This window comes from Archangium sp. (genome assembly GCF_036389735.1).
Taxonomy (GTDB): Bacteria; Myxococcota; Myxococcia; order Myxococcales; family Myxococcaceae; genus Archangium.
This window is the reverse complement of record NZ_DASVWK010000382.1, coordinates 1-23,292: the sequence shown is the minus strand read 5'-3', so window position 1 is coordinate 23,292 and position 23,292 is coordinate 1. Positions and strand designations below refer to the sequence as shown.

22 protein-coding genes and 1 riboswitch are annotated in these 23,292 nt (G+C 69.5%); of the genes, 9 read left to right on the top strand and 13 right to left on the bottom strand.

The annotated features are described in order from the left end of the window. Positions 1–544 (bottom strand): DUF642 domain-containing protein (locus VF794_RS13610; RefSeq protein WP_331110436.1); only part of this gene is annotated, 544 nt, incomplete at its 3' end. 782 nt (positions 545–1,326) lie between these two features. Between VF794_RS13610 and VF794_RS13605 the strand changes: the two genes are divergently transcribed. Together VF794_RS13605 and VF794_RS13600 are read left to right on the top strand one after the other, a co-directional pair. Beyond that, a complete protein-coding gene (locus tag VF794_RS13605) occupies positions 1,327–2,232 on the top strand; it encodes a DUF6310 domain-containing protein (RefSeq protein ID WP_414640905.1) in 906 nt (301 codons plus the stop codon). Beyond that, on the top strand, positions 2,229–2,984 hold the full coding sequence (locus VF794_RS13600) for a DUF5953 family protein (RefSeq protein WP_331110432.1): 756 nt from the start codon (positions 2,229–2,231) through the stop codon (positions 2,982–2,984). Before VF794_RS13605 ends, VF794_RS13600 begins: the two co-directional genes overlap by 4 nt. Positions 2,985–3,032: 48 nt before the next feature. Here the strand turns inward: VF794_RS13600 and VF794_RS41735 are convergent, their stop codons facing one another. From VF794_RS41735 to VF794_RS13560, 9 genes are all read right to left on the bottom strand, one after another. Next, positions 3,033–3,221, bottom strand: a complete 189-nt coding sequence (locus tag VF794_RS41735) for an IS3 family transposase (RefSeq protein WP_414640904.1) — start codon at positions 3,219–3,221, stop codon at positions 3,033–3,035. Positions 3,222–3,227: 6 nt separating this feature from the next. Continuing rightward, on the bottom strand, positions 3,228–3,641 hold the full coding sequence (locus tag VF794_RS13595) for an LIC_13387 family protein (RefSeq protein ID WP_331110430.1): 414 nt from the start codon (positions 3,639–3,641) through the stop codon (positions 3,228–3,230). Positions 3,642–3,924: 283 nt separating this feature from the next. Further along, positions 3,925–4,086 carry a hypothetical protein gene (locus tag VF794_RS13590; RefSeq protein WP_331110428.1) on the bottom strand — a complete coding sequence of 54 codons (162 nt, stop codon included), beginning with the start codon at positions 4,084–4,086 and terminating at the stop codon, positions 3,925–3,927. A gap of 207 nt (positions 4,087–4,293) precedes the next feature. Continuing rightward, a complete protein-coding gene (locus VF794_RS13585) occupies positions 4,294–7,575 on the bottom strand; it encodes an RCC1 domain-containing protein (RefSeq protein ID WP_331110426.1) in 3,282 nt (1,093 codons plus the stop codon). Positions 7,576–7,772: 197 nt separating this feature from the next. Next, entirely contained in the window at positions 7,773–8,819 is a 1,047-nt protein-coding gene (locus VF794_RS13580) for an iron ABC transporter permease (protein ID WP_331110424.1), read from the bottom strand. Positions 8,820–8,851: 32 nt separating this feature from the next. Next, positions 8,852–9,715 (bottom strand): helical backbone metal receptor, encoded by an 864-nt coding sequence (locus VF794_RS13575; RefSeq protein WP_331110422.1) that lies wholly within the window; start codon positions 9,713–9,715, stop codon positions 8,852–8,854. A gap of 24 nt (positions 9,716–9,739) precedes the next feature. Further along, complete coding sequence (locus VF794_RS13570; protein ID WP_331110420.1) at positions 9,740–11,320, bottom strand: MXAN_6577-like cysteine-rich protein; 1,581 nt, start codon at positions 11,318–11,320, stop codon at positions 9,740–9,742. Continuing rightward, entirely contained in the window at positions 11,317–13,272 is a 1,956-nt protein-coding gene (locus VF794_RS13565) for a TonB-dependent receptor plug domain-containing protein (RefSeq protein WP_331110418.1), read from the bottom strand. The genes VF794_RS13570 and VF794_RS13565 overlap by 4 nt, the downstream gene beginning before the upstream one ends. Positions 13,273–13,322: 50 nt before the next feature. Further along, positions 13,323–13,456, bottom strand: a riboswitch (cobalamin riboswitch). A gap of 6 nt (positions 13,457–13,462) precedes the next feature. Further along, positions 13,463–14,023: an FHA domain-containing protein gene (locus tag VF794_RS13560; protein WP_331110416.1), complete on the bottom strand. Its 561-nt coding sequence runs from the start codon at positions 14,021–14,023 to the stop codon at positions 13,463–13,465. 226 nt (positions 14,024–14,249) lie between these two features. Between VF794_RS13560 and VF794_RS13555 the strand changes: the two genes are divergently transcribed. Further along, entirely contained in the window at positions 14,250–14,510 is a 261-nt protein-coding gene (locus VF794_RS13555; protein ID WP_309896435.1) for a hypothetical protein, read from the top strand. Next, positions 14,507–14,857: a helix-hairpin-helix domain-containing protein gene (locus tag VF794_RS13550; RefSeq protein WP_331110413.1), complete on the top strand. Its 351-nt coding sequence runs from the start codon at positions 14,507–14,509 to the stop codon at positions 14,855–14,857. The genes VF794_RS13555 and VF794_RS13550 overlap by 4 nt, the downstream gene beginning before the upstream one ends. Positions 14,858–14,916: 59 nt before the next feature. Here the strand turns inward: VF794_RS13550 and VF794_RS13545 are convergent, their stop codons facing one another. The 3 genes from VF794_RS13545 to VF794_RS13535 all read right to left on the bottom strand — a co-directional run bounded on the left by VF794_RS13545 (position 14,917) and on the right by VF794_RS13535 (position 18,190). Beyond that, entirely contained in the window at positions 14,917–16,551 is a 1,635-nt protein-coding gene (locus tag VF794_RS13545; RefSeq protein ID WP_331110411.1) for a serine/threonine-protein kinase, read from the bottom strand. 67 nt (positions 16,552–16,618) lie between these two features. Then, positions 16,619–17,242 carry a histidine phosphatase family protein gene (locus VF794_RS13540; protein ID WP_331110409.1) on the bottom strand — a complete coding sequence of 208 codons (624 nt, stop codon included), beginning with the start codon at positions 17,240–17,242 and terminating at the stop codon, positions 16,619–16,621. A gap of 156 nt (positions 17,243–17,398) precedes the next feature. Beyond that, a complete protein-coding gene (locus VF794_RS13535) occupies positions 17,399–18,190 on the bottom strand; it encodes a hypothetical protein (protein ID WP_331110407.1) in 792 nt (263 codons plus the stop codon). Between the two features lie 334 nt (positions 18,191–18,524). Here VF794_RS13535 and VF794_RS13530 point away from each other — a divergent pair, with 334 nt between their 5' ends. The 5 genes from VF794_RS13530 to VF794_RS13510 are packed head-to-tail and all read left to right on the top strand — an operon-like array spanning position 18,525 to position 23,158. After that, entirely contained in the window at positions 18,525–19,571 is a 1,047-nt protein-coding gene (locus tag VF794_RS13530) for a sulfate ABC transporter substrate-binding protein (RefSeq protein WP_331110405.1), read from the top strand. A 15-nt stretch (positions 19,572–19,586) separates the two neighbouring features. Then, on the top strand, positions 19,587–20,420 hold the full coding sequence (cysT, locus tag VF794_RS13525; protein ID WP_331110403.1) for a sulfate ABC transporter permease subunit CysT: 834 nt from the start codon (positions 19,587–19,589) through the stop codon (positions 20,418–20,420). Between the two features lie 3 nt (positions 20,421–20,423). Beyond that, positions 20,424–21,275: a sulfate ABC transporter permease subunit CysW gene (cysW, locus tag VF794_RS13520; protein WP_331110402.1), complete on the top strand. Its 852-nt coding sequence runs from the start codon at positions 20,424–20,426 to the stop codon at positions 21,273–21,275. Continuing rightward, the gene (locus VF794_RS13515; protein WP_331110401.1) at positions 21,272–22,333 is read left to right on the top strand and encodes an ABC transporter ATP-binding protein; all 1,062 of its coding nucleotides are present in this window, start codon (positions 21,272–21,274) and stop codon (positions 22,331–22,333) included. Before cysW ends, VF794_RS13515 begins: the two co-directional genes overlap by 4 nt. Positions 22,334–22,357: 24 nt before the next feature. After that, positions 22,358–23,158 (top strand): hypothetical protein, encoded by an 801-nt coding sequence (locus tag VF794_RS13510; RefSeq protein WP_331110399.1) that lies wholly within the window; start codon positions 22,358–22,360, stop codon positions 23,156–23,158. Positions 23,159–23,292: the final 134 nt, after the last annotated feature.

Genomic DNA, 23,292 nt, shown 5'->3' with positions numbered 1-23,292 from the left:
TGCTCTCGAACTTGATGAGGGAGCTGGTGCTCGTGGCATTGAACACGTAGCTCCGGTAGGCCCATGTCCCCGAGGCATTGGAGATGCTCGCCGTCGAGGGACCATAGGTGACCGTGGCGTAGCGCCAGGAGGTGGCGCAGTTGGGGCTGTTGGCCACGGCGAACCGCACCGTGTACCCCGCCCCCACGACGGTGGGGAGCATCTGCGAGATGCTGCCCGCACCGTTGCCATTGAGATCAACGGACTTGGTGCCGCTGGCCGCCGTCTTGTAGCTGCTGTTCATCACCTTGATGCCGCCGCCAATGGTCCAGTTCGGCAGCGCGGTGCTGCCGCCACTGAGGATGGTGTAGTTGTAGGTGCCAGCGGGCGCCAACTCGAAGCTGCCGTTGGTGATGACGTTCAGCCCCTGCTCCATGACCCCCAGTTCCGGGGTCGCGGTCTCGCCAGTCGCCACGGTGGGCTCCGCACCGCCACAGCCCGTCAGGGCAAAGCCCCCTGCCATGCCCAGCACCGCGCCGCCCTGGATGATTCGCTTCAGGTTCATGCTTGTCTCTCTGAGAAGTGGCCGCGACGTAGGTACTTCGCCCCTGAACCATCCCCTCATTTCGACGAAGCCCAGTAATTTCAAGGGGTTATAAATCAAACGGGTTTCAAAAATCCCCAGTGATTACGGGCATTTGCTAAAATGAGGGGATGTCTCAGACTTCGCCCCTGAGTCGTCCGTACTCTCGGTCAGGACGGGGCAGGGTTGCTGCGACTCGCGGTGAAGGACAAACCGAAATGGATGGCAATTTCAGATGCACGTCTGGAGGAAGTGTGGCCGGCGCTAGCCTGGCGCCATGGTGGGCGGGCAGCCTGGAGCGGGGGTCAGGGAGTTCGAGCTGCGCCGAGGTAGCGAAACTCAAGGTCCAGCGCCATGAGCGCGGCCAGTTCGTCGGGCTGCCGCTGGCGGCTTCAGCGGACAAAGAAAACCCCGGGTCGCCTGATGGCGCCCGGGGCTCTGCTACATCCAGTGGAAGCGGCGGGAATCGAACCCGCGCCGGGCGGTGCGAAGCCCCCAGTAGAATTGCGTCCTTACCTCGAAGCCGCCCAGAATGATTGGGAGTCGATATCCCGCCGCTCCCCTTCTGTCCCGCCCCGTTCCGGCCCATTCCGCACGCTCCTGCGACATACGTACAACATGACAGGACCGAGCAGCGACTGCTGCACCCTGGCCCCCTGGCGCGCGCCCTGGCGCGCTCGTACGTGGCTGTCGGGGCGCGCCGTCATACTCCGAACGACCCCGCAAGGACCCGTTAGGTTCTAGGTCCAATGGAGGACCCGGTCATGCGTCTCCGAGCGTGCATCGCACTTCTCCTCTTTCTCTCAGCCTGTACGACGACACCGCCCACCCCAAGAGAGCCATCAGCCCGGGACCCGAGGCTCGCCAACCTCCAGCGAGCGGCGACGCTGCCCTGGACGGACGGGGGGCGGTGCGCCGTCCACGAAGCTTCTGCTCCCTGGTCCGTGCTGGTGGAACGGTGCTTTCATGCCCTCGACCATGATCGGATCGAGTTTCACGACCCCACAGGACAATGCGCGGTCGCTTCGGCGGGTGCCGCTGCCGTGGGGCTCGGGGTCTGCGTGCTGGCGGCACCGGAGATCGTCGTGGGAGCGGTGCTCGTCGCGGGCGTGGTGGTGGTGGGCTTCGCCATCAAAGAGGCCCTGGATGCGTATGCGCTGGATATGGGCCGCCCCGAGGTAAGGCCCGTGCCTGAAACAACTCCCGCCCCGCAGAAACCCTCGCCGAAAAAAAGGCCCAAGCCGGAGCCCAAAGGGCCGGACTTCCCTCCCGTGGGGCCAACCGAAGTCACGGAGAGCGCGCGCCCCAGGTGCGAGCCCGTCCCAGTGCCGCACGAGGGCGAGGATGACGCGCATAACAAGTGCGCCGATCAGTTTCCGCCCAACCGTTATCCCGGAATGGATGTGCTCGTGGGCGGCGTGAGTTTCGATGCGCTGCAAGTCGGCGTGCGTGTGCTGTGGGAAATCAAGACTCATCGATTCGACACATACCCGGACTTTGTTCAGGGTCAGGAAATTGAGAAGGAAATCAAGCAATTGCGAAAAGAGCGAGACGCTGCGCTGGCCTGTGGATATGACTTCGTCGTTGGCGTGAGCACCGAAGCGCACAAGAAAGCGCTGGAGCGTGCTGAGCCCACCCTCAAGATCGTCGTCACGGGGTGCCCGCGATGACCGCTCGAAGGCGCCTAGTTCTTATCACCCACGGGCCTGCGCTCGTGGACAACGACAGTCGAGCGCTCGCTGCCGTCAAGGGCTTGGAACGGGCATTGCCCGGCTTGCGTCTGACGTGGAGAGTTACCGAGGAGCGACAGCTTGCCTCAGTGCCGCAGCGCGACGAATGGCTCGTGGAGGCAACCAAGGACGGGGATTTCCCTTTCCTGTGTAACGGGGACAAGAGTTACCCGGTGACGATATCTGGTCAACAAACACCGGCAGGCACCAACCCGGGCCGCCAGCCACTACTCAATGTGCATGCAGAGCTGCCAATGGACGGAGCAGGGCTCGCAGCAGCGACGGATGTGTTGGAGGCCGTGGCGGAGGGCGCATGCGCGTACTGGGGGCATACGTCACCGGATGACTATGGTTCAGAAGTCTCACAGCAGATGCGCCACTCAGTTCATGGGCCAGAGCGTTCTCCTCGTGGGCTGCCCATGCTCAATTTGCCATGGCACATCCGCTCACCGGCAATTCCGCAATACCTCGGGTGGCTGAATTATTGGTCTGCCGCTTCCGCACAAGCCATTGGTTTTCCGAACCCTGCCCGCGACGCGGACCTGCTCACACGTGCTCGGCGTACAGCGGCAGGCGGGTGGATCGTTCGGCTCACGGATACGCCTCTCGATTACGACGACCCCACCCACCTCGACGCGCTGAAGCGGGCCTATGAGCGCTTCCCGGAGATTGGCGGGCGCTCCACCCCTTGAGGTCATGGTCCCGCCTTTGGGCCCACCGGGAAGCTGGGCTTGCCCCGGTTACGTGGCTCTCCCGCACTTCGTGGAGCTGCCCCCGAGTCGCGGACGCGGGGTGTAGGCTGCTCGAACGGACGGCGCGACCAAGTGACGCTCGTAGGCGACGGGACTCACGTCGCCGAGGCTCGAATGGCGCCGCTCGGCGTTGTACCACTGGATTGAGCCGCGCGGCGAAGCGGCGCCGGCATGCATGAATCGTCAGGCCAGAACGATGGCGGCACCAACCCCGTAAAGAACGAGAGAGATCGCGAATACCACCGCAGGGAGGTAATACGTGTAGCGCTTCCAAAGCACGACCAAAGCAGCCAGAAAGATCGAGCCGACGCCGAGGAGAAACGGGGATTGCCGCAGTACGGCAAATCGAAAGATGGCGAGATAGCCGTACGACAGGCCAAAGAGCATCAGGCCGAGACTCAGGATGGCGTTGAAGCCTATCCAGGCTTTCCACATCGTGGTCTGGCTGGACACGTTGAGAGAGACCTCCTTCATCCTCGCTTCGAGTTCCGGATCTCGAGGCCTGAGGTCCGGACCGAAGAACGTGCCATGTAAATGCAGCGCGCCAGCGAGAAGCCCGATCGCCGCGCTCGCTGAGATCAAGATCTGAGGAAGCATAGGATTCTCCGATGAAGCTGCCCCCGAGTCGCGGACGCGCGGTGTAGGCTGCTCGCGCCGGCGGCGCGACCAGGTGACGCTCGGCGTTGTACCAGACGATGAAGTCGAAGATGGCGGCCCGCGCGGCGGCGCGCGACACGAAGGTGACGTCAGCCAACAGTTCATCTGTGATCAGCAACGCGTAGTACGCGCCGATCACCGTGCAACTCGCGCCGGCCACGAGCCCTGCGCCGCCGCGCGGGACGCGGAGCGTGATCGCCACGCCGGCCAGTGCCATGACCACTCATGCGGCGGGCAGGGCGAGCGTCTTCTTCTGGACCTCGGCCTCGTACCCGGCTACGCGTGCGAGGGCGATGGGCTCGGTGCCCGGCGGACCGGTTCGCGTTGCCTCCCGGAACTCGCCGATCGTCATCGTGCGGTCGCTCGGTGCGGCGGCACCGACCACGAGGATGCTCTTGCAAGCAGGCCGGCGTGGAAGGCGCCGACGGGAGGGCACCTCAGGAGACAGTCGAGTTATCGAGCGTGGGGGCCCGCGTGAGCAGCACGGCTGCCGCCAGGGCGTTGTCGATCCGGCGCTCGCGGGGTACCCCACGGGGAAGGCGAGCGGAACCCGGGTGACGGATTCCGCTCACGGGTCATCGCGGGTGGGGAGTCAGGGGAGCTGGGACTGCTGTGGCGAGGAGTGGAAGAGAGGAGTGCCGGTGCCCAGCTGGTCGTTGCCATTGTGGCCCCATGCCCAGAGCGTCCCGTCCTGGTTGAGTGCCAGGGTGTGGGGGTTGCTGGCGGCGGTGGCGCTGACGTTGGAGAGGCCGGGCACCTGCATGGGGACGGTGCGGCGGGTGAGGGTGCCGTCGCCCAGCTGACCGTTGCCATTGTGGCCCCAGGCCCAGAGGGTGCCGTCCTGCTTCACCGCCAGGGAGTGGGGGCCGCCCGCGTCGATGGCGCTGACGTTGGAGAGGCCGGGCACCTGGATGGGGATGGTGCGGTTGGTGGTGGTGCCGTCGCCCAGCTGACCGTTGCCATTGTGGCCCCAGGCCCAGAGGGTGCCGTCCTGCTTGAGCGCCAGGGAGTGGTGGCTGCCCGCGCTGATGGCGATGACGTTGGAGAGGCCGGGCACCTGCACGGGGATGAGGCGTTGGGTGGTGGTGCCGTCACCCAGCTCGCCGTCGCCATTGTTACCCCAGGCCCACATGGTTCCGTCCTGCTTCAACGCCAAGGAGTGGTTGGCTCCCGCGGAGATAGCGATGACGTTGGAGAGGCCGGACACCTGGACGGGAGAGAGGCGGAAGGTGGTGCTGCCATCACCCAGCCGGCCACTGCCATTGAAGCCCCAGGCCCAGACGGTGCCGTCCTGCTTCAATGCCAGGGTATGAGAGTCGCCCGCAGCGGTGGCGATGATGTTGGAGAGGCCGGGCACCTGGACGGGGGTGGTGCGGTTGGTGCTGGTGCCGTCGCCCAGCTGGCCGATGTTATTGAAGCCCCAGGCCCAGAGCGTCCCGTCCTGCTTCACCGCCAGGGAGTGAGAGCCGCCCGCGGCGGTGGCGATGACGTTGGAGAGGCCAGACACCAGGAGGGGTGAAACGCGATGGCTGGTAGTGCCGTTGCCCAGCTGGCCGTAGCCATTGTCGCCCCAGCCCCAGACAGTGCCGTCCTGCTTCAGCGCGAGGGAGTGGGCGCCGGTCGCGGCGGTAGCGATGGCACTGACGTTGGAGAGGCCGGGCACCTGCACGGGGGTGGTGCGGCTGGTGCTGGTGCCGTCACCCAGCTGCCCGTTGCCATTGTCGCCCCAGGCCCAGACGGTCCCATCCTGCTTCAGCGCCAGGGTGTGGAAGCTGCCGGCGTCGATGGCGATGACGTTGGAGAGGCCGGGCACCTGCACGGGGGTGGTCCGTTGGGTGGTGGTGCCGTCACCCAGCTGACCGTTGCCATTGGAGCCCGCGGCCCAGACGGTCCCATCCTGCTTCAGCGCCAGGGTGTGGAAGCTGCCGGCGTCGATGGCGATGACGTTGGAGAAGCCGGGCACCTGCACGGGGGAGGTGCGGCTACTGATGTTGCTTCCGTCACCGAGCTGACCGTTGCCATTGTTGCCCCAGGCCCACACGGTGCCGTCCTGCTTCAGCGCCAGGGTGTGGGCGTAACCCGCGGTGATGGCGATGACGTTGGAGAGCCCAGGCACCTGGACGGGGGAGGTCCGTTGGGTGGTGGTGGTGCCGTCGCCCAGTGCGCCACCGTTATTGAGGCCCCAAGCCCAGACGGTGCCGTCCTGCTTCAGCGCCAGGGAGTAGGAGCCGCCCGTGGCGATGGCGGTGACGTTGGAGAGCCCGGGCACCTGGACGGGAGAGGTCCGTTGGGTGGTGGTGCCGTTGCCCAGCTGACCGTGGCTATTGTCGCCCCAGCCCCAGACGGTGCCGTCCTGCTTGAGCGCCAGGGAGTGGGCGTTGCCCGCGGCGGTGGCAGTGACGTTGGAGAGGTCTGACAGTTGGACGGGGATGCCGCGATAGATGGTGGTGCCATCGCCCAGCTGACCGTTGCCATTGTGGCCCCAGGTCCACACGGTGCCGTCCTGCTTGCGCATCACGGTGTGAGCGCCGCCAGCGGAGAGGGTTTGTGCCGAGGAGGGGCCGCACGCGGGCAGCCCGGAAACGGAGAAGGCGGTGTGGGCCGAAAGGCCAGGCGCATTGGTGACTGTCGCGGTGAGCGTCGCGGCGGTGCCGGAGGGGACACAGGCGGGGGCCGTCCACACCACCGCGCTGGAGTCGGCGGTGGTGGTGGGCGTACCCGTGCTCCCCACGTTGGAGGCCCAGGAGAAGCGCATGGCGCTGCCCTGCGGGTCCAGCGCCTTCACCCAGAACGTCACCGTTCCGTTGGCGGAAGTGGAGACCGCCGACTGGAATGTCTCCGTGATGTCGGGGGGGAATGCAGCCGTCCTCTTGGGGCCCACACAGAGGGAGAGGGTGCCCGTCGTCTGGCCACCGCGAGCGTCGTTGACGGTGACGGTGAGGTTGCAGTTGTTGCACACGCTGCTCGCGGGCAGCGCCGTGGCGGTGAATTGCGCGGTGGCGGAGGTGGCGTTGGCCCAGGTGCCAGCGCAAGAGGCCGTCCAGCTGTAGGCCAGGGTGTCTCCATCGCTGTCGGACGCGGTGGTGGAGACGGTGGTGGATTCATTCACCTCCAGCGCGGTGACGCTGGCCGACAGGCCATTCACCCGCGGCCAGGTGTTGAGGGCGGTGTTGACGGTGGCGTCTCCCTTCCCCGCGTTGACGTTGACATTGAAGGTCACCTTGCCTTGCAGTCCCCGGGAGTCCGTCACCGTCAGCGTCAGGGGCACCAGGCCAGCGGACGAGGGTGCAGTCCAGGTGGTGGAGAGGCTGCCGGGCTGGGCAAAGCTGCCCGAGGGCGCGCTCCAGGCGTAGGTGAGGGTGTCGCCTGGGTTGGCATCCGAGGCGGAGGAGCTGAGCGTCACCGTGCCCCCGGGCTCCACATTACCGGGCGCCGCCGACAGCGCGGTGATGAGGGGCGCGGCATTTTCGACAGGCACCGGCCGGTTGACCTCCTGCAGGGTGATGAAAACCGGTACCGCCTGCCGGGCGAGGATGGTGACGCCGGTGGCCTCACCGGCGTACACCGGAGTGCCAGCACTGTTGAAAGCCTCGGCGGTGAAGGTGCGGCCAGTGCCCGCTGGCAGCTTGCCCAGGGTGCCGCCCCACTGGTTGTTCGTCTTGACGAGCTCCGTGCTGCGCGGCTGCATGTCCGCCGCCGTCACCGTGACGAGCACCGAGGTGACGTCAGCCGTGGTGAGGGCTTGCTCCATGTTGCCAAACAACTGGGCCGAGCCCGAGGTGTCCTCCTCCCGCGGGGGAGCGCCGCATCCAGCAGCCAGGGCGAGGAGGGTGGTTGTCAGGTACAGCCACCAATGCTGTGACATTCGAATCATGGGAAGCCTTTTCGAAAGCTCGTGGTAGGTGAGCGCGCAGATGTGCGAACTCTCCGGCGCCGAGGATCGCAGGGGTTGGGATGCAGGCAACATTGCAACCCGCTGACCGAGCTGGGAGTAGGCGCGGCGGGTAACTTCCAGTGGAAGCGGCGGGAATCGAACCCGCCACCCCCAGACTCTCGAGTTGGTTCGCGGCCTCAGCCCACCGTCAGCCGGCCGCTCCGGTACAGCAGCGCGAGGAACAGCGGCCCGCCGAGCAGCGCCGTGACGACGCCCACGGGCAGGTCCTGCCCGAACAGCGGATACGCGAGCCGCGCCAGCAGGTCCGCGAGCAGGAGGAAGACCGCGCCCCCGAGCGCGGAGAGGGGCACGAGCAGCCGCTGGTCTGGCCCGAGGACGAGCCGGAGCAGGTGGGGCACGATGAGCCCCACGAAGCCGATGAGCCCCGAGAGCACCACGGCCCCCGCCACGCTGGCGCTCGCGGCGAGCAACAACAGCCGCCGCGTCCGGGCCACGTGGACGCCGAGCGAGGCCGCGTCCTCATCCCCCAGCGTGAGCAGGTTGAGCCGACCCGAGAGCGCCAGCATCACCCCGATGGCCACCGCCTGGAGCAGCGCGGACAGGACGAGCGTGCCGAGGTGCTCCTTGTTGAGATTACCCGCGAGCCAGAAGAGCATCGCCCCCACCTGATTCGGGTTGGAGATGGTCTTGATGAGGGTGATGGCCGCGGCGGCGAAGGCGTTGAAGACGACGCCGGTGAGGAGCGCGGCATAGGGTGCACGGCCACCGTGCCCTCGGCTGGCGGCGAGCACGAAGAGCATGGCCGCCACGGCTCCGACGAAGGCGAACAGGGCCGGCGCGGAGATGCGCTCCAGTCCTCCGCCAAGCCCCGGGGCCACCTTCTCCACCTCCACGGTGCCAAGTCCCACCGCGAGGGCGAGGGTGGCCCCGAGCGCCGCTCCTCCGGAGACGCCGAGGATGAAGGGGTCCGCCAACGGGTTGCGCAGCACGCCCTGGAGCGTGGAACCGGAGACAGCGAGCCCCGCACCGACGAGGGCCGCCAGCACGGCCCGTGGCACGCGGAGGGTCCAGAAGATATGGCTGTCCAGGGACTCGGGATCGCCCAACACCTCGCCGAGGGAGAGAGGCCCCTCACCGAAACAGACGGCGAGCAGGAACGCGCCGAACAGCAGGACGAGGAACACCCCGCCGAGCCCGAAGACCCGGGCCGGGGTGAAGCCCACTCCCCCTGTCCTTCCGCCCACCGGACGCATGCTCAGTGCCCACTCCCCGCATCGGGCTTCGCGGAGGGATGCAGCAGCCCGAACAGCTCCTCCAGCCCGCGCCCCAGCGAGGGCCCCGGCTGGAGCAGCGCCATCGACGGCACCTCCACCCACCGGGCCTGGGAGAGCACCGGGAGCGCCGCCACCTTGTCCTTGCCTACGTCGACATCCGAGGCATCCACCACCACGTCGGGCCGCGCCCGCAGCGCCCGCTCCAGCGAGATGACGGCGTACGCCGAGCCCGCATCGGCCGCGACGTTGATGGCTCCCGCGTCACGGAGCAGCTCGTCCGCGAAGGAGCCCGATCCGGCGACGACGAGTGGCTCGAAGCCGTAGACGAACAGGACCCGAGGCGCCTTCCTTCCCTTGGCGGCCTCACGGATGCGAGCCCGGGAGGACTCGATGCGCTGGACGAGGGCCTCGGCCTCCTTCTCCTTCCCCACCGTCTTCCCCACCACTCGCAGCGCCTCCAGGGTATCCGCGACGGTATTGAGCGGCAGCAGCAGCACGGGCACGCCGAGCTCGGCCATCGTCTCCACGGCTCGCTGGTTGCCAGGGTTGGGCTGCACGAGCACCAGCTCCGGCTTCAGGGTCACCACCGCCTCGATGGAGGGGTTCACGAAGCCCCCCACGCGCGGCAGGTGGGCCACCTCCTTCGCCTCGTCGAAGCGCGAGACGCCCACCAGGGTGCTCCCCGCCCCGAGCGCCAGCACCGTCTCCGTGAGGGACGGGGCGATCGTCACCACCCGCTTCACCTTCTCGGGGGGCTTGGGGCCCAGCAAGCGCGCGCCTCCCTTGGGGGGCTCGGCACGCGCGAGGGGGGCGAGGCACAGGGTGATGAGCAGGACGAAAGGCATGAGACGGGTCTTCATGGGGGAGGCTCAGGGAATCGCGACGACGTCACCAACGAGGGAGGGGCCACTGGCGCGCGGGCAGGCGAGGATCGGCGGCTCGGCACCGGGCCCGAGCCCTCGCCGCTCCACGAGCGTGTCGCCCGCCACCTCGAGGACGAAGATGCGGCCCGCGTTGTTGTCGCCCACGTAGGCGCGGTTGCCCACCACGGAGAACCGGCCCGCGGAGGGGAGCGGGCAGGACGTTCCCTCCGGGCACTTCAGCGGCAGCGAGGCAACCACGCGATCCTCCGCGCCGAGCAGCACCAGCCCGGTCCCCCTCACGTCGATGAGGTTGAAGTCGCGGTCATAGGTCGCCCCACCACTACAGCTCACGAGCAGCCGCTCGCCCACGGAGACGACCCAGAACGGATTGAGGCAGCCCTCACCGAGCTCGATGAGGTCCACCGCGCGAGAGGTGGGGTCGATGCGGGCCAGGAAGCCGGGCCCTCCCACGGTGAAGTCCCTGGGGTCCAGGTTGCCGAGGGCGGCGTACACCCGGCCCCGGTGCGCGGCGATGCCTGCGGGCGCGGGAGCGGTGGTGCGCCCCGGGAAGGGCTGGAGGGCCTCGCCCGTGGGCAGCGCGAAGACATCCGTGATGCTCGGGGCGGTGGGGTCGGACAGCGAGACACGGGCCACCCTGCCCCCCGCGGACGGGGCCGTCTGAAGGTTGCCCAGCAGGGTGACGTACACGTCCGGGCCCAGCTCGGTGAACCCGTACGGGTTGGTGTTCTCACCGAAGTTCACGCTGGCCACGTTGGTGAGCGTGATGCCATCGGGGAAGCGCGGGCCGGGGCCGCTGGCGGGCGCCTCGTCGCGCCGGAGCACCTGGAGGGTGTTGCTCGTGGAGTTGAGGATGAAGACGTAGGGGTCGCGCACCAGCAGGTGGTTGGGCACCAGCCCGGTGGTGTTGCGCGCGGGCAGCACGCCGTAGTCGGAGAGCCGCGCCTGGAGCAGCCGCATGGACGCATCGAGCACCAGCAGCACGTCCTGCATGGGCGCGACGGTCTGGGGGCTCGTGCCCACCGCCATGCTGGGGCCCTTCACGTCCGGCCCCGCCTGGAGGCCCACCACCTGCCCGGTGTTGAAGCACGCGGCGACGACATCATAGGTGCAGGTGCCACCGCGGCAGCTCCGGGCATCCGCGCACACGTTGCCACAGGCGCCACAGTGGAACGCATCCGTGTCGAGATCCACGCACGAGCGCTCACAGCGCTCGGAAGTCGCCAGGGTACACGTGGCCTTGCACTCGCCCCGCTCGCACACCTCGTCTGGTGCGCAGACGCGCCCGCCCGCACCGGCACAGCCACCACAGTGGGCGGGGTCCGACGCGGTGACGACACACCGCTCCCCACACAGCGAGGCACCCGAACGGCAGCGGCAGGAGCCCTCGACACATACCTCGGTGCCGGCACACGCCACGCCGCAGGCGCCGCAGTCCGAGGAAGCGCTGGAGAGGTCCACGCACGCCTCGCCACACCGCCTCTGTCCCTCGGAGCACAGGGGCGCCTCGTCCGGGCACCCCGCGAGGAGCAGGGAGAGCACCCCCAGCAGCAGCACGTCCCTCTTCATGGAGCCTCCGCACGAGAAGCCGGCCCGAACGCTCCCGCCACCGACAGGTACACGGCCCGGCCCGGGAGCGGGTAGCCGACGAAGTCCTCGGCGCGCGCATCGAGGAGGTTCTTCACCTCGCAGGAGACGGTGAATTCGGTGCGGGAGCCGAAGGTACTGGCCAGCCCCGCGTGGAAGAAGGCGCGTCCGGGGAGCGACATGGCCCCATCCCGGGAGAGGAAGTGAGCGGACTGGGCCACCGCCTCCACGCGGCCCGTGAGCCACCGGGGCCCTCCCATCACCCGAGCCGCCAGCTTGTGGCGTGGACGGTAGGGCAGTTCGCGCAGGTAGAAGCGCCCGTCCCGTTGCAGGTCGCTCGACATCGTCAGCGTGTAGCTGAAGGTGCCGGAGAGGAGCGGGTGCGGTCGCCACTCGCCCTCGGCCTCCAGCCCCATCACGCGCGCGCTGGCGAAGTTGTAGGGCTTCGCGGCGCCGGGTGGGTAGGCCTCGTAGGAGATGAGGTCCTGGTAGAGGCTGACGAAGCCTCCCACCGAGGCAAAGGACGCGCCCGAGCGGTGCACCACCGCCGTGTCCGCGTACAGCGCGCTCTCGGGGCGCAGGTCCGGGTTGGGCAGCAGCGTGCCCTGGCGCACGTACAGCTCCAGGAAGGAGGGCGCGCGGTGGGAGCGGCCCCCGTTGGCGCGCAGCTCGAAGCCCGAGGGCAACGGCACGGTGACGCCCACCTTCGGGGACAGCAGCGTGTACGGGCCCGCACGCTCCACCCGCAGCGAAGGCGCCACGATGAGCTGCCCGTCCCACAGCAGCAGCTCGTCCATCGCCATCACGCTCGCGCGCAACCACGCCGGCTCGCCCTGGGAGGCCTCGTTCGTCTCCGCCGCCGACACGGACTCGCCGCCCACGCTCACCACCGCGGACAGGGCGTTCCACTCCCCCAGCAGCGTCTGCCCCTCCAACTCCACCCCACCCACCCGCTGCACCTGCGCGCCCTGGAGCCCCAGCGGGCCTCCGGACAGCGCCAGACGGTCCCTCCGGAAGTACGCGCGCGCGTTCGTCCGCACACCTCCCGGCAACGTGCCCGCGATCCTCAGGCTGGCCGAGCCGCGCCCGCCGGACTGCCGCGCGTCCTCGCTCGGGTTCTGCGCGGTGCCGGCGAGGCCCCGCTCGTCCAGGGACAGCTCGCCCAGCAGATCCGCGGAGAAGCCCCCGCCCAGCTCTCGCCGCAGCCGCAGCAGGGCCCCCGCCCCCCGTGCGTCGTTGTTGGTGCGCCGTCGCTCGAGGAGCGCGTCCCCGGGCAGCGTGGGGCTGGGATCAAACGAGTACGGGAAGCGCCCGCTGGACGTGCCGCCATGCACGAGCAGCAGCGCCTCGCCCCCCGCGAGCGGCCCCGAGGCCGACAGCCACCCCGTGGCCGTGTCCCAGCTCCCGTAGGAGAGTTCCCCCGCCACGCGCGGGCTCTTCCCGGGACGGCGGGTGATGATGTTGATGGCACCGCCCAACCCACCCGAGCCGTAGCGGGCCCCAGCTCCCCCACGCAGCACCTCGAAGCGCTCGGCGAGCGCCACGGGCACACGCGAGAGATCCGCGATTCCGCCCGCTCCGTTGAGGGGGATGCCGTCGAGCAGCACGAGCGTTCCGTTGGAGGACGCGCCGCGCACCACGAGGCTCTTGCTCTGCCCGTAGCCGCCCGCGTCCTGGAGCGTGACGCCCGGAGCGGTGGCCAGCATCGCCGCGGTGTCCCGGGCCGCGCCGCCGAACTCGTCCACGGGGATGACGGTGAGGGCGCCGCTCGGATCCCTGCGCGCGGCCGAGTCCGGGGGCTCGTCGGCGACGGGCGCCTCCACCACCTCCGCGGTGGGAACGAGCAGGGGCTCCGTCGACTGCTGTGCGAGCGCGGGCCCGCTCGTGCTGAGCGCCAGGCAGAGAAGCCGCCCGGCGAGGTGCCACCACCGCATGGGTCCGCCTTCCGCTCTCTCCATCGAAGAGAGAAGGCCATGGCGGGATTGCTCACCCGCACCCCTGGGCAGGTCTCCTGACTCCCGGGCAGGGCTGCCCGGTCACAGTGGCGGGACCGCGCCGGACTTCCACCGGCTTCCCTCTTGAAAGCCCGACATGGGCACCCAAGGGCGGACCCTTCCTAGGGGCTCAACCCCCGCGCGTCAAGCCACCGTCGGTGACGTGCGTCATCCGGGAGCCTCGGGAGTGGCGGGCCAGCCAGTCGAGGATGAACTGATTGAAGGCGTTGAAGTGGAGGAAGGTCGCCATCACGTCACCGAAGCGCAGCGAGCCCCGCTCGAAGAGCGGCGTGTCCCGGCCGGGGATGAGGATCGTCCCGTTGTGCCAGGTGCCGTTGTGGCTGCCGTCGTCCTTCACGTACCAGACGCCCGTGTGCCGCTCCTCGTGGAACGTGGCGTGGACGCGCGAGACGGTGGGGTCCTCCACCACCACGTCGTTGTCCGGCGTGCGCCCCAGGGTGATGGGCGCGTCCAGGCTGAGGGCGTGTGTGCGCTTGCGCACTTCGAGCACGAGCGGCTCGGCGACGGTGGGCCGGCTCAGCGACATCCCCGTCAGGGTGCTGCGGGTGAAGAGGGGACGCACGCCCATGGGGGGAGCCTCCCACACCAGCACCGGCCAGCACACCGAGCGGCGGACAGCGTTGGGATCTTCGAGGAATTGTGAGGCCAGCACGGAGAACTTCAGATGCACGGGAACAACCCTCCACCACCCGGGGGGAAGGAGAGGGTGTGCACGGTGATCGCGCGGGGCCAGTCCCCTTCACCGGGTGCGGAAGGAGTCTCGGGAGCGGGACTTTTCGTGCGCGGCTGTACGCCCCCGTGACACACCCTCAGAGGGAAACCCCGCTGGCATGGCCGCTGCTCTGGTGACGGGGACCGCGCCAATGGAGGCGCGAAGGTGAAGCACGAGGTGGTTGATGTTGACGGCGGGGAAGCGGTTGGCGGTGTTCTCCATCCGCGAGGGCAAGGGCGGGAGCATCTGGGTGCGCGCGGGGAGCGCCTTCGTGAACAAGGACGGCTCGCTGAACGTGTTGTTGGACGTGCTGCCGCTGGACGGGAAGCTGCACGTGCGCGAGGCCGCGGACAAGCGCGACACGGCGCAGGCGGGCGGCGGTGGTGGTGGGCGCTACGGGCTCGACGGCGGGCTGGACTCGCTGCCGGTGGGAGGCCACTCGTGAGCGCGCATGGGTGGGGGTGGATGGTGGCGGTGGTGCTGGGCCTCGTGCTGCTGGGGCCCGGGGCCTCCGAGGCGGCGCAGGGCAAGCCGCGGACCCAGTACTCGGGGCTGGTGAACCTGAACGAGGCGACGGTGGCTCAGTTGGATCTGCTGCCGGGCGTGGGGCCGAAGGCCGCGCAGCGCATCCTCTCCTGGCGGCAGAAGCGGGCCTTCAAGCGCATCGAGGAGCTGGTGCGGGTGAAGGGCTTCGGCAAGAAGCAGTTCCTCAAGCTCAAGCCGTACCTGACGCTGGAGGGCCCCACGACGCTGAAGGTGGAGCGGGTGCCCGTGGAGGTGGCGAAGCGCTGACGTCAGGGGGAGAGAGGGTGTCCCGGGCCCCGGGCACCCTCGCTCCCGCCGGCGCGCCCCTACCGCTTGACGACGCGGGTGTCCGGGAGCGCCGCGGACTGCTCGGTGAGGGCCATGTCCGGCGTGAGCTGGAGGGGCCGGATGGCCGGGGACGTCTGGGTGGTGGCCTGGCGCAAGGCCTCGACGAGCTGCTGCCGCCCGTGGGGGTAGGGAGCCTCGAGGCCGGTGAGCGCCATGAACTGGCGCTGGAGCACCTCGCCCGAGGGCGTGCGCTGCTCCCGGTCGTGTTGCAGCAGCCCCATGATGATGGCGTCCAGCGCGGCCGAGACGCCGGTCACGAACCGGGAGGGAGGCAGCAGCTCCTGCCGGGTGGAGGCCACCATCAGCTCCGCCTCACTGTCGCCCTGCAAGGCCCGCTCGCCGGTGAGGAGCTCATGCAGGGTGAGGCCCAGCGCGAAGAGGTCCGCCCGCCCATCCAGGGGCCTTCCGTAGGCCTGCTCCGGCGCCATGTAGCCCGCCTTGCCGCGCACCGTCTTCGCCTGGGTGAGGGCCACCCGGTTGGCCGCCCGAGCGATGCCGAAGTCCGACACCTTCACCTCGCCGATGCGCGAGAGCAGGAGGTTGGGCGGGTTGAGGTCGCGGTGCACCAGGTCCAGCGGCTCGCCGTTGGAGCCGGTACGGCCGTGCATGTACACCAGCGCGGCGGCGACCTCCGCGCCGATATAGGCCACCGCCGCCGGGGGCAGCCGCTTCCGGGGCACCCGCTGCAGCAGCGAGCTCAGCGGCATGCCGTCCACGAACTCCATGGCCAGGAAGACCGTGCCCTGGTGCCGCCCCAGGTCGAGCACCTGCACGATGTTGGGGTGGATGAGCAGCGAGCCCAGCTCCGCCTCGCGCCGGAACATGGCGAGGAACTCCTCGTTGTCCGCGTACGCCGGGAGGATGCGCTTGACCGCCACCTGCTTCTCGAAGCCGCCCTCCGGGCTGTAGGTGGCGCGGAACACCTCGGCCATGCCGCCCGCCCCCAGCCGCTCGTGGAGGAAGTACTTCCCCATCACGTCCTTCTCGCGGATGGCACGCAGTGCCTCCTCGGCCTTGCGCAGGATGTGGCTGGCCAGCGTCGCCGTCAGCGGCCCGTAGGAAAAGAGGAACACGCAGCGCAGAAACACCATCGGGAACGTCAGGGTGCTCAGGGGCTCGGGCGGGAGCCGGGGCTGGAAGACGAACACGTACAGCGACAGGTACTCCAGCGCGGCGAGCCCCGCCGCCGCGTACACCAGCGTCTTGCCCGCCCGGAGCGCGCACACCACGATGAGCGCACCCCAGGCCACGATGGGGGGCGTGGTGAGCGCGTACACCGCACCGTGGAAGTACACGTCGATGATGCACGCCACCGTCGGAATGGACACCGTCACCGCGCTGTCCACCCACTGCATCGCCGGGTGGAACTCCCCCGCGCGCAGCGCCCGCAGCATGAGGGTGTAGTAGACGACCAGGAAGGCCGTCAGCCCCGCGAGGCTCAGCGACAGGCCCCGGCCAATCACCCCGATGAGCAGCAGCGAGGCCACGCAGCACAGCACCATCATCCCGCGCATGAAGCGCGCGATGGACATCTCGCGAGGGATGACGTCCTGGTTGAGGTAGTCCTGCAGCAACCGGGACGAGTGCGACGCCTGGGGAGCGGGGGCTTCCATGACGGGCCAGTCTACCCAACTCCCCGGCCCGCCATCAGAGGTGCCCCCCACCCGGAGGGGCCCACGCCTAGCCGAACGTCACGTTCACCAGCTTCACCATGGGCTCATCACCGTAGAAGTCGATGATGTTCACCGCCGCGTACCCCTGCTCCAATCGGAACAGGTTCTCGTCCGGCATGCCCAGCGCCTCGGCCAGCAGCGTCCGGTTCACCCCGCCGTGCGACATCAGCACGAACGTCTCCCCCGCGTGCCGCGTCCGCAGCGCCCGCCCCGCCGCCCTCACCCGCTCGCGCATCTCCGGGTAGCTCTCTCCCCCCGGGAATCGCACCCGCGTCGGGTGCGCCATCCACTGCGCGTACACCTCCGGGTGGCGCTGCTCCGCCTCCTCGTACGTGAGCCCCTCGAAGAGGCCGAAATCGATCTCCCGGAAGGCCTCCTCCGTATCCACCGCCATCCCCTTCAGCTCCGCCAGCGGCGCCGCACTCTCCAGCGCCCTGCGGCGCGGGCTCGTGTAGATGCGCAGCAGCGGGGCCTCGGCCAGGAAGCGCGCGGCCCGCTCGGCCTGCAACCGTCCCGTGGACGACAGGCCCACGTCCAGCCGCCCGTAGCACCGCCCTCGCATCTCCTCCGCCGGCTGGCCGTGCCGCACCAACACCATCCGCGTCACGCCCTTGGGAAGTCTCCAATCCATCGTGTCTCCGTAACCCCCCCAGCGATCATACCGGCGCCCACCGACCCCACGTCGGAGCTACCACCCGCGCGATGTCCGATTGCCCACGTTCACGGGCGCCTTCCTGGGGAGGCGCCTCATGCCATGTTTTCGCGCCGAGGGCACCAGCACTCGGCGTCAGCGCTTCGCACCCACCTGGGCCGACACCATGGACAGCGCCCGGGCCACGGTCGCGTCGACCCTGTCCCACGGCACCCACCTGCCCGCCACCAGTCCCAACGCGAAGCCCACCACCAGCAGGCCCTTGCCCCACCCGCCCCGGCTGGCCCGAGCGGGCGCGCCCCTCGGCGCCGTCCCCTGGGCCTGTCCCGGTCCCGCCACCTGCTCGTCCAGCACCAGCACCCGCACCTTGATGCCGCCCGACGACAGCGTCTCCACCACCTCATCGAGGAAGCGCTCGTAGTGCTCCGGCGAGAGGTCCAGGGGCGTGCCGTGGTGGGACTCGTAGCGCCTGGCCACGGACTCGTAGCCGCGCAGCTGCGCCTCGCTCTTCGAGGTGTCCACCCAGCCGCAGACGACCGAGGGCGCCGCTCCCTGCCTGGCCACGAGCGAGATGGACTGCCGCGCCAGGAGCCCTCCCGCCGTGCTGGGCCCCTCCGGCGCGTCGACGCGCAGCACCCGGTACGGCGAGCGTCCGAAGAAGCGCCGGGAGAACTTGTCTCGCAGCAGGTCCGCGATCAGCACCGCCCGGCTGGAGAACGCCGTGCGCAGCTCCGGCACCTCCTCCTCCTCCGGCGGCGGCGGCTGAAGCAGGGGGCGCGTCGCATCGTCCTGGATGGGCGCCACGCGCGTCTGGTTGGCCCGCACGTCCGTCGGGATGTCCCAGGAAGAGTCCCGCTCCTCGTCCTCTTGCAGGGCGGAGAAGTCGAGCATCCGCTCACGCCCGAGGTTCTTCTTCCTGTCCGCCATGCACTGCTCCCTTCCGAGCCGTGAATCCCCAGCATCGCAGGATACCGGGTCTCGGGTCACCCCCCGTGCTCCCCCCGAGAGCCACGCTCATCCGCCATAACGGACAGTCCTCTTGACAAGCGGATGCCGCCTCGGGCACCTTGTCCTCCGTCCATGCCCACCCCCCAGTCCATGCACATGGCCTGTTGCCGTCGACCGCCAGGGGTGGGTGCTCGTCCGCCGGAAGCCTGAGGGCTGACGGTCGCGTGTCCTGGAGAGCCCACCCCCCCCGTGAGGGACGGTGGGCTTTCACGCTTCCGGTACCTCGCGGCCACCCTCGCATCAGAGGTACCCCATGAAGTCGTCGCACTTCCGCTCCACCGCCGCGCTGCTGACCGTGCTGCTGTCCGTCGTGCCCGCGCTCGGTGGCTGCTCGAAGCCCGCCGCCGAGCAGGCCGAGCCCATCACACTGCTCAACGTCTCGTACGACCCGACGCGCGAGCTCTACACGGACGTCAACGACGCCTTCGCCAGGCAGTGGGAGGCGCAGCACGGCACGAAGGTCTCCATCAAGCAGTCCCACGGGGGCTCGGGGAAGCAGGCGCGCGCCGTCATCGAGGGACTGGACGCCGACGTCGTCACGCTCGCGCTCGCGTATGACGTGGACATGCTGCACGACAAGGCCAACCTCCTGCCCGAGGGCTGGCAGTCGCGGCTGCCCAACAACAGCTCGCCGTACACGTCCACCATCGTCTTCGTGGTGCGCAAGGGCAACCCCAAGGGCATCCGCGACTGGGAGGACGTGGTGAAGCCCGGCGTGGCCGTCATCACCCCCAACCCCAAGACGTCCGGCGGCGCGCGCTGGAACTACCTGGCCGCCTGGGGCCATGCGCTGCGCAAGAGCGGTGGCGACGAGGCGAAGGCCCGCGAGTTCATCACCCAGCTCTTCAAGAACGTCCCCGTGCTGGACTCGGGGGCACGTGGCGCCACCACCACCTTCGCCGAGCGCGGCATCGGCGATGTGCTCATCGCCTGGGAGAACGAGGCCTTCCTCCTCACCCAGGAGCTGGGCAAGGACCGGTTCGAAATCATCGTCCCCTCGGTGAGCATCCTCGCCGAGCCGCCCGTGTCCATCGTGGACAAGAACGTCGACCGCAAGGGCACTCGCGCCGCCGCCGAGGCCTACCTGCGGTTCCTCTACTCGGAGGAGGGCCAGGAGCTCGCCGCGAAGCACTACTTCCGGCCCCGCTCGCGGACGGTCGCCGCGAAGCACGCCAGCCGCTTCCCCACCGTGAGCCTCTTCACCATCACCGAGGTCTTCGGCGGCTGGAAGCAGGCGCAGCGGGCGCACTTCGACGACGGCGGCAGCTTCGACGCGCTCTACCTCCCCCAGGCCAGGTAGCCCAGAGCCCACGCCATGAGCGCACGACGCCGCGTCCTGCCGGGCTTCGGACTGACGATGGGGCTGAGCTGGCTGTACCTCGGCCTCATCGTCCTGCTGCCGCTGTCCGGCCTCTTCCTCAAGACGTTCACCCTCACCTGGGACCAGTTCTGGGAGACGGTGGCCTCGCCGCGCGTGCTCGCCGCGTACCGGCTCAGCTTCGGCGCCGCCTTCCTCGCCGCGCTGGTCAACGCCGTCTTCGGCCTGCTCGTGGCCTGGGTGCTGGTGCGCTACCGCTTCCCGGGCCGAGGCCTCGTGGACGCGCTGGTGGACCTGCCCTTCGCCCTGCCCACCGCCGTGGCCGGGCTCACCCTCACCACCCTCTACTCCCACAACGGGTGGTACGGGCGCGTCCTGGAGACGCTCGGCATCCAGGTGGCCTTCACCCCCCTGGGCATCGTGGTGGCGCTCACCTTCATCGGGCTGCCCTTCGTGGTGCGCACCGTCCAGCCCGTCCTGGAGGACATCGACGCCGACGTGGAGGAGGCCGCCGCCACCCTCGGCGCCTCGCCCTGGCGGACCTTCACCCACGTGCTCCTGCCGAGCGTGCTGCCAGCGCTGCTCAGCGGCTTCACCCTGTCCTTCGCCCGGGCCATCGGCGAGTACGGCTCCGTCATCTTCATCTCCGGCAACATGCCCATGAAGACGGAGATCGCCCCGCTGCTCATCGTCACCCGGCTGGAGCAGTACGACTACGCGGGCGCGACGGCCATCGCCGGGGTGATGCTCACCGCCTCCTTCGCGCTCCTGCTCGCCGTCAACCTGCTCCAGCGCTGGACCCAGCGCCGGTTCGAAGTCCGGCCCGGATAGCCCATGCACCCGACCACCTTCGTGGCGCGCCGAGAGAAGCGCACCGTCCTCTCCGGGGCGGCCCCCGTGCGCTGGCTGCTCATCGGCATGGCGCTCGCCTTCCTGGGCTTCTTCCTCGTCGTCCCGCTGGTGGCCGTCTTCAGCTACGCCCTCCAGAAGGGCGTGGGCGCCTACCTCGAGGCCATCCAGGAGCCCGAGTCCCTCTCCGCCATCCGCCTCACGCTGCTGGCCGCCGCCATCGCCGTGCCGCTCAACCTGGCCTTCGGGCTCTCCGCCGCGTGGCTCATCGCCCGCTTCCGCTTCTGCGGTCGCGATGTGCTCCTCACGCTCATCGACCTGCCCTTCAGCGTCTCGCCCGTCATCGCGGGGCTCGTCTTCGTGCTGCTCTTCGGCAGGCAGGGGTGGTTCGGGCCGTGGCTCGTCGAGCACGACATCCACATCATCTTCGCCGTGCCCGGCATCGTGCTGGCCACGGTGTTCGTCACGTTCCCCTTCGTCGTGCGCGAGGTGCTGCCCATCATGCAGGCGCAGGGCAGCGACGAGGAGGAGGCGGCGCTCACGCTGGGAGCGAGCGGCTGGCGCATGTTCTTCCAGATCACCCTGCCCAAGGTGAAGTGGGGCGTGCTCTACGGCGTCCTGCTGTGCAACGCGCGCGCGATGGGTGAGTTCGGCGCCGTCTCGGTCGTCTCCGGGCACGTGCGCGGGGCCACCAACACGCTGCCGCTGCACGCGGAGATTCTCTACAACGAGTACAACCTCGCCGGTGCCTTCGCCGTGGCCTCGCTGCTCACGGTGCTCGCGCTGGTGACCCTGGCCATCAAGAAGTACGTCGAGTGGAGGGCCGAGGCCCCATGAGCGTCATCGTCGAGCAGGTCACCAAGCGTTTCACCGCCACGGGCACGCCCGCCGTCTCGGACGTGTCGTTCCACGCGCCCTCCGGCGCCATCACCACCCTGCTCGGGCCCTCGGGCGCGGGCAAGTCCACCCTGCTGCGTCTCATCGCCGGGCTGGAGCTGCCGGACTCCGGCTCGGTGCGCATCGAGGGCGTGGACTGTACCCACCTGCCCGTGCAGCAGCGCGGCATCGGGGTCGTCTTCCAGAGCTACGCCCTCTTCAAGCACATGACGGTGCGGGAGAACATCGCCTTCGGCCTGGAGACGCGCCGGCAATCCCGCGCCGACATCGAGGCGCGCGTGGACGAGATGCTGCGCCTCGTGCAGTTGGAGGAGCTGGGCAAGCGCCATCCCGGCCAGCTCTCCGGCGGCCAGCGGCAGCGCGTGGCCTTCGCCCGGGCGCTCGCCATCCGCCCCAAGCTGCTGCTGCTGGACGAGCCCTTTGGCGCGCTCGACAGCCGCGTGCGCGTGGAACTGCGCGAGTGGCTCCAGTCCCTGCACGAGCGCACGGGCGTCACCACCCTGCTCGTCACCCATGACCAGGAGGAGGCGCTGGAAATCTCCCAGCACGTGGTGGTGATGTCCGAGGGGCGCGTGGCCCAGGCCGGGCCTCCCGAGGACATCTATGACCGGCCGGCCACGTCGTTCGTCGCCTCCTTCGTGGGCGGCACCAGCGTGCTGCGGGGGCACGTGCGCTCGGGCCGGGCCGAGGTGGGCTCGCTCGTGATGGCGGCCCCGGGCACCGCCCGGGAGGGCGAGGAGGTCCATGCCTTCGTCCGGCCGCATGACATCAAGCTCGTCAAGCCCGCGCGGGGCTCCACCGAGCCCACCACGGGCCGGGTCGCGCGGCTGAAGGCGGTGGGCGGCTACGTGAAGGTGCTGCTCAAGCTGCCCTCCGGGGAGACGGTCACCGTCGAGGTGCCCCGCGCCGAGTTCGACGATCTGGGCGTGGTCGAGGGGGACTGCGTCCAGGCCGATGTGCGCATGGCCCGGGTCTTCCTGGGTGACTTCGCCATCTGAGCCGGCTGGTGGCATGCTGTGTCCATGTCGACCCACGGGGGCCAGCTGGCCCGAACCCCGGAGACCCAGGCGGAGTCCACCCCGACTCCCGAGCAGCGCAACCCCCTCACCCTGGCGGCCTCGATAGGCAAGTCGGGTGTCACCGCCGCGGCCACCGTCACCACGCGGGTGGTGGGGCTCGGGGCCCTCGGCCTGGGGCTCGGAGTCGTCGCCTTCTTCATCGAGAAGGGCACCGGGCTGCTCGCGCACCCCTGGGAGCCCTGGCGGTACCTCGTCTATGTCCTGCTCCTGGCCTACGCGGGCGGGGGGGCCTTCGGCCTCGGCACCGCGGGAATGTGGCGGGGCATCGGGCGCGTGGCGATGAACCTCGTGGAGCAGCACAAGCTCACCCAGCACATCCTGGAGCGCGTGTTCTCGCGGGCGGCGCTCCTGGCGGCCCGCGCGGACACCCCGGAGATCCTGCGCAAGCCCCTGCCCATCCAGGCGGTGAGGCAGACGCTGCGCCAGGCCATCACCGACTACAGCGCCAGCGACGACATCGAAGGCGGCGCCCGGGGACTCTCGCGCGCCCTCCTCCGGCGCATCAAACTCTGGCTGTGCCGCCGGCTCGAGGCCCAGCTCATCGAGCTCATCGGAGAGGAGACCCGCGACACGGGGCTCGCCGAGCTGACGCTCGCCCGGCTCCGCGAGCGCGCCGAGCAGGAGCTCAACGAGCGCGTGCTGGATGCGCTCGACGGCGCACGCAACCAGCAGGCACTCCTCGGGGTGGCGATCTTCGCGGGCGTGCTGGCGCTCCCGCCGATCGTCCTCGCGCTGCTGCGCTAGCCCCTCGGAATGGACAGAGGAGCGGGCCTGGAGATGTGACGGGGCCTGTCAGGGCGTGGTGGCTCCGCTCACCTGCTTCTCGGGCCTGGTCTCGAACTGGCTCCAGAGCAGCAGATCCCCCGCCCGCACCGGCA

Excerpts from the sequence above, each read along its gene's own strand:
- VF794_RS13605 (WP_414640905.1), top strand. The coding sequence starts at position 1,327 with ATGCGTCTCCGAGCGTGCATCGCACTTCTCCTCTTTCTCTCAGCCTGT.
- VF794_RS13600 (WP_331110432.1), top strand. The coding sequence starts at position 2,229 with ATGACCGCTCGAAGGCGCCTAGTTCTTATCACCCACGGGCCTGCGCTC.
- VF794_RS41735 (WP_414640904.1), bottom strand. The coding sequence starts at position 3,221 with ATGCATGCCGGCGCCGCTTCGCCGCGCGGCTCAATCCAGTGGTACAAC.
- VF794_RS13595 (WP_331110430.1), bottom strand. The coding sequence starts at position 3,641 with ATGCTTCCTCAGATCTTGATCTCAGCGAGCGCGGCGATCGGGCTTCTC.
- VF794_RS13585 (WP_331110426.1), bottom strand. The coding sequence starts at position 7,575 with ATGATTCGAATGTCACAGCATTGGTGGCTGTACCTGACAACCACCCTC.
- VF794_RS13575 (WP_331110422.1), bottom strand. The coding sequence starts at position 9,715 with ATGCCTTTCGTCCTGCTCATCACCCTGTGCCTCGCCCCCCTCGCGCGT.
- VF794_RS13570 (WP_331110420.1), bottom strand. The coding sequence starts at position 11,320 with ATGAAGAGGGACGTGCTGCTGCTGGGGGTGCTCTCCCTGCTCCTCGCG.
- VF794_RS13565 (WP_331110418.1), bottom strand. The coding sequence starts at position 13,272 with ATGCGGTGGTGGCACCTCGCCGGGCGGCTTCTCTGCCTGGCGCTCAGC.
- VF794_RS13555 (WP_309896435.1), top strand. The coding sequence starts at position 14,250 with ATGTTGACGGCGGGGAAGCGGTTGGCGGTGTTCTCCATCCGCGAGGGC.
- VF794_RS13545 (WP_331110411.1), bottom strand. The coding sequence starts at position 16,551 with ATGGAAGCCCCCGCTCCCCAGGCGTCGCACTCGTCCCGGTTGCTGCAG.
- VF794_RS13540 (WP_331110409.1), bottom strand. The coding sequence starts at position 17,242 with ATGGATTGGAGACTTCCCAAGGGCGTGACGCGGATGGTGTTGGTGCGG.
- VF794_RS13535 (WP_331110407.1), bottom strand. The coding sequence starts at position 18,190 with ATGGCGGACAGGAAGAAGAACCTCGGGCGTGAGCGGATGCTCGACTTC.
- VF794_RS13530 (WP_331110405.1), top strand. The coding sequence starts at position 18,525 with ATGAAGTCGTCGCACTTCCGCTCCACCGCCGCGCTGCTGACCGTGCTG.
- cysT (WP_331110403.1), top strand. The coding sequence starts at position 19,587 with ATGAGCGCACGACGCCGCGTCCTGCCGGGCTTCGGACTGACGATGGGG.
- cysW (WP_331110402.1), top strand. The coding sequence starts at position 20,424 with ATGCACCCGACCACCTTCGTGGCGCGCCGAGAGAAGCGCACCGTCCTC.
- VF794_RS13515 (WP_331110401.1), top strand. The coding sequence starts at position 21,272 with ATGAGCGTCATCGTCGAGCAGGTCACCAAGCGTTTCACCGCCACGGGC.
- VF794_RS13510 (WP_331110399.1), top strand. The coding sequence starts at position 22,358 with ATGTCGACCCACGGGGGCCAGCTGGCCCGAACCCCGGAGACCCAGGCG.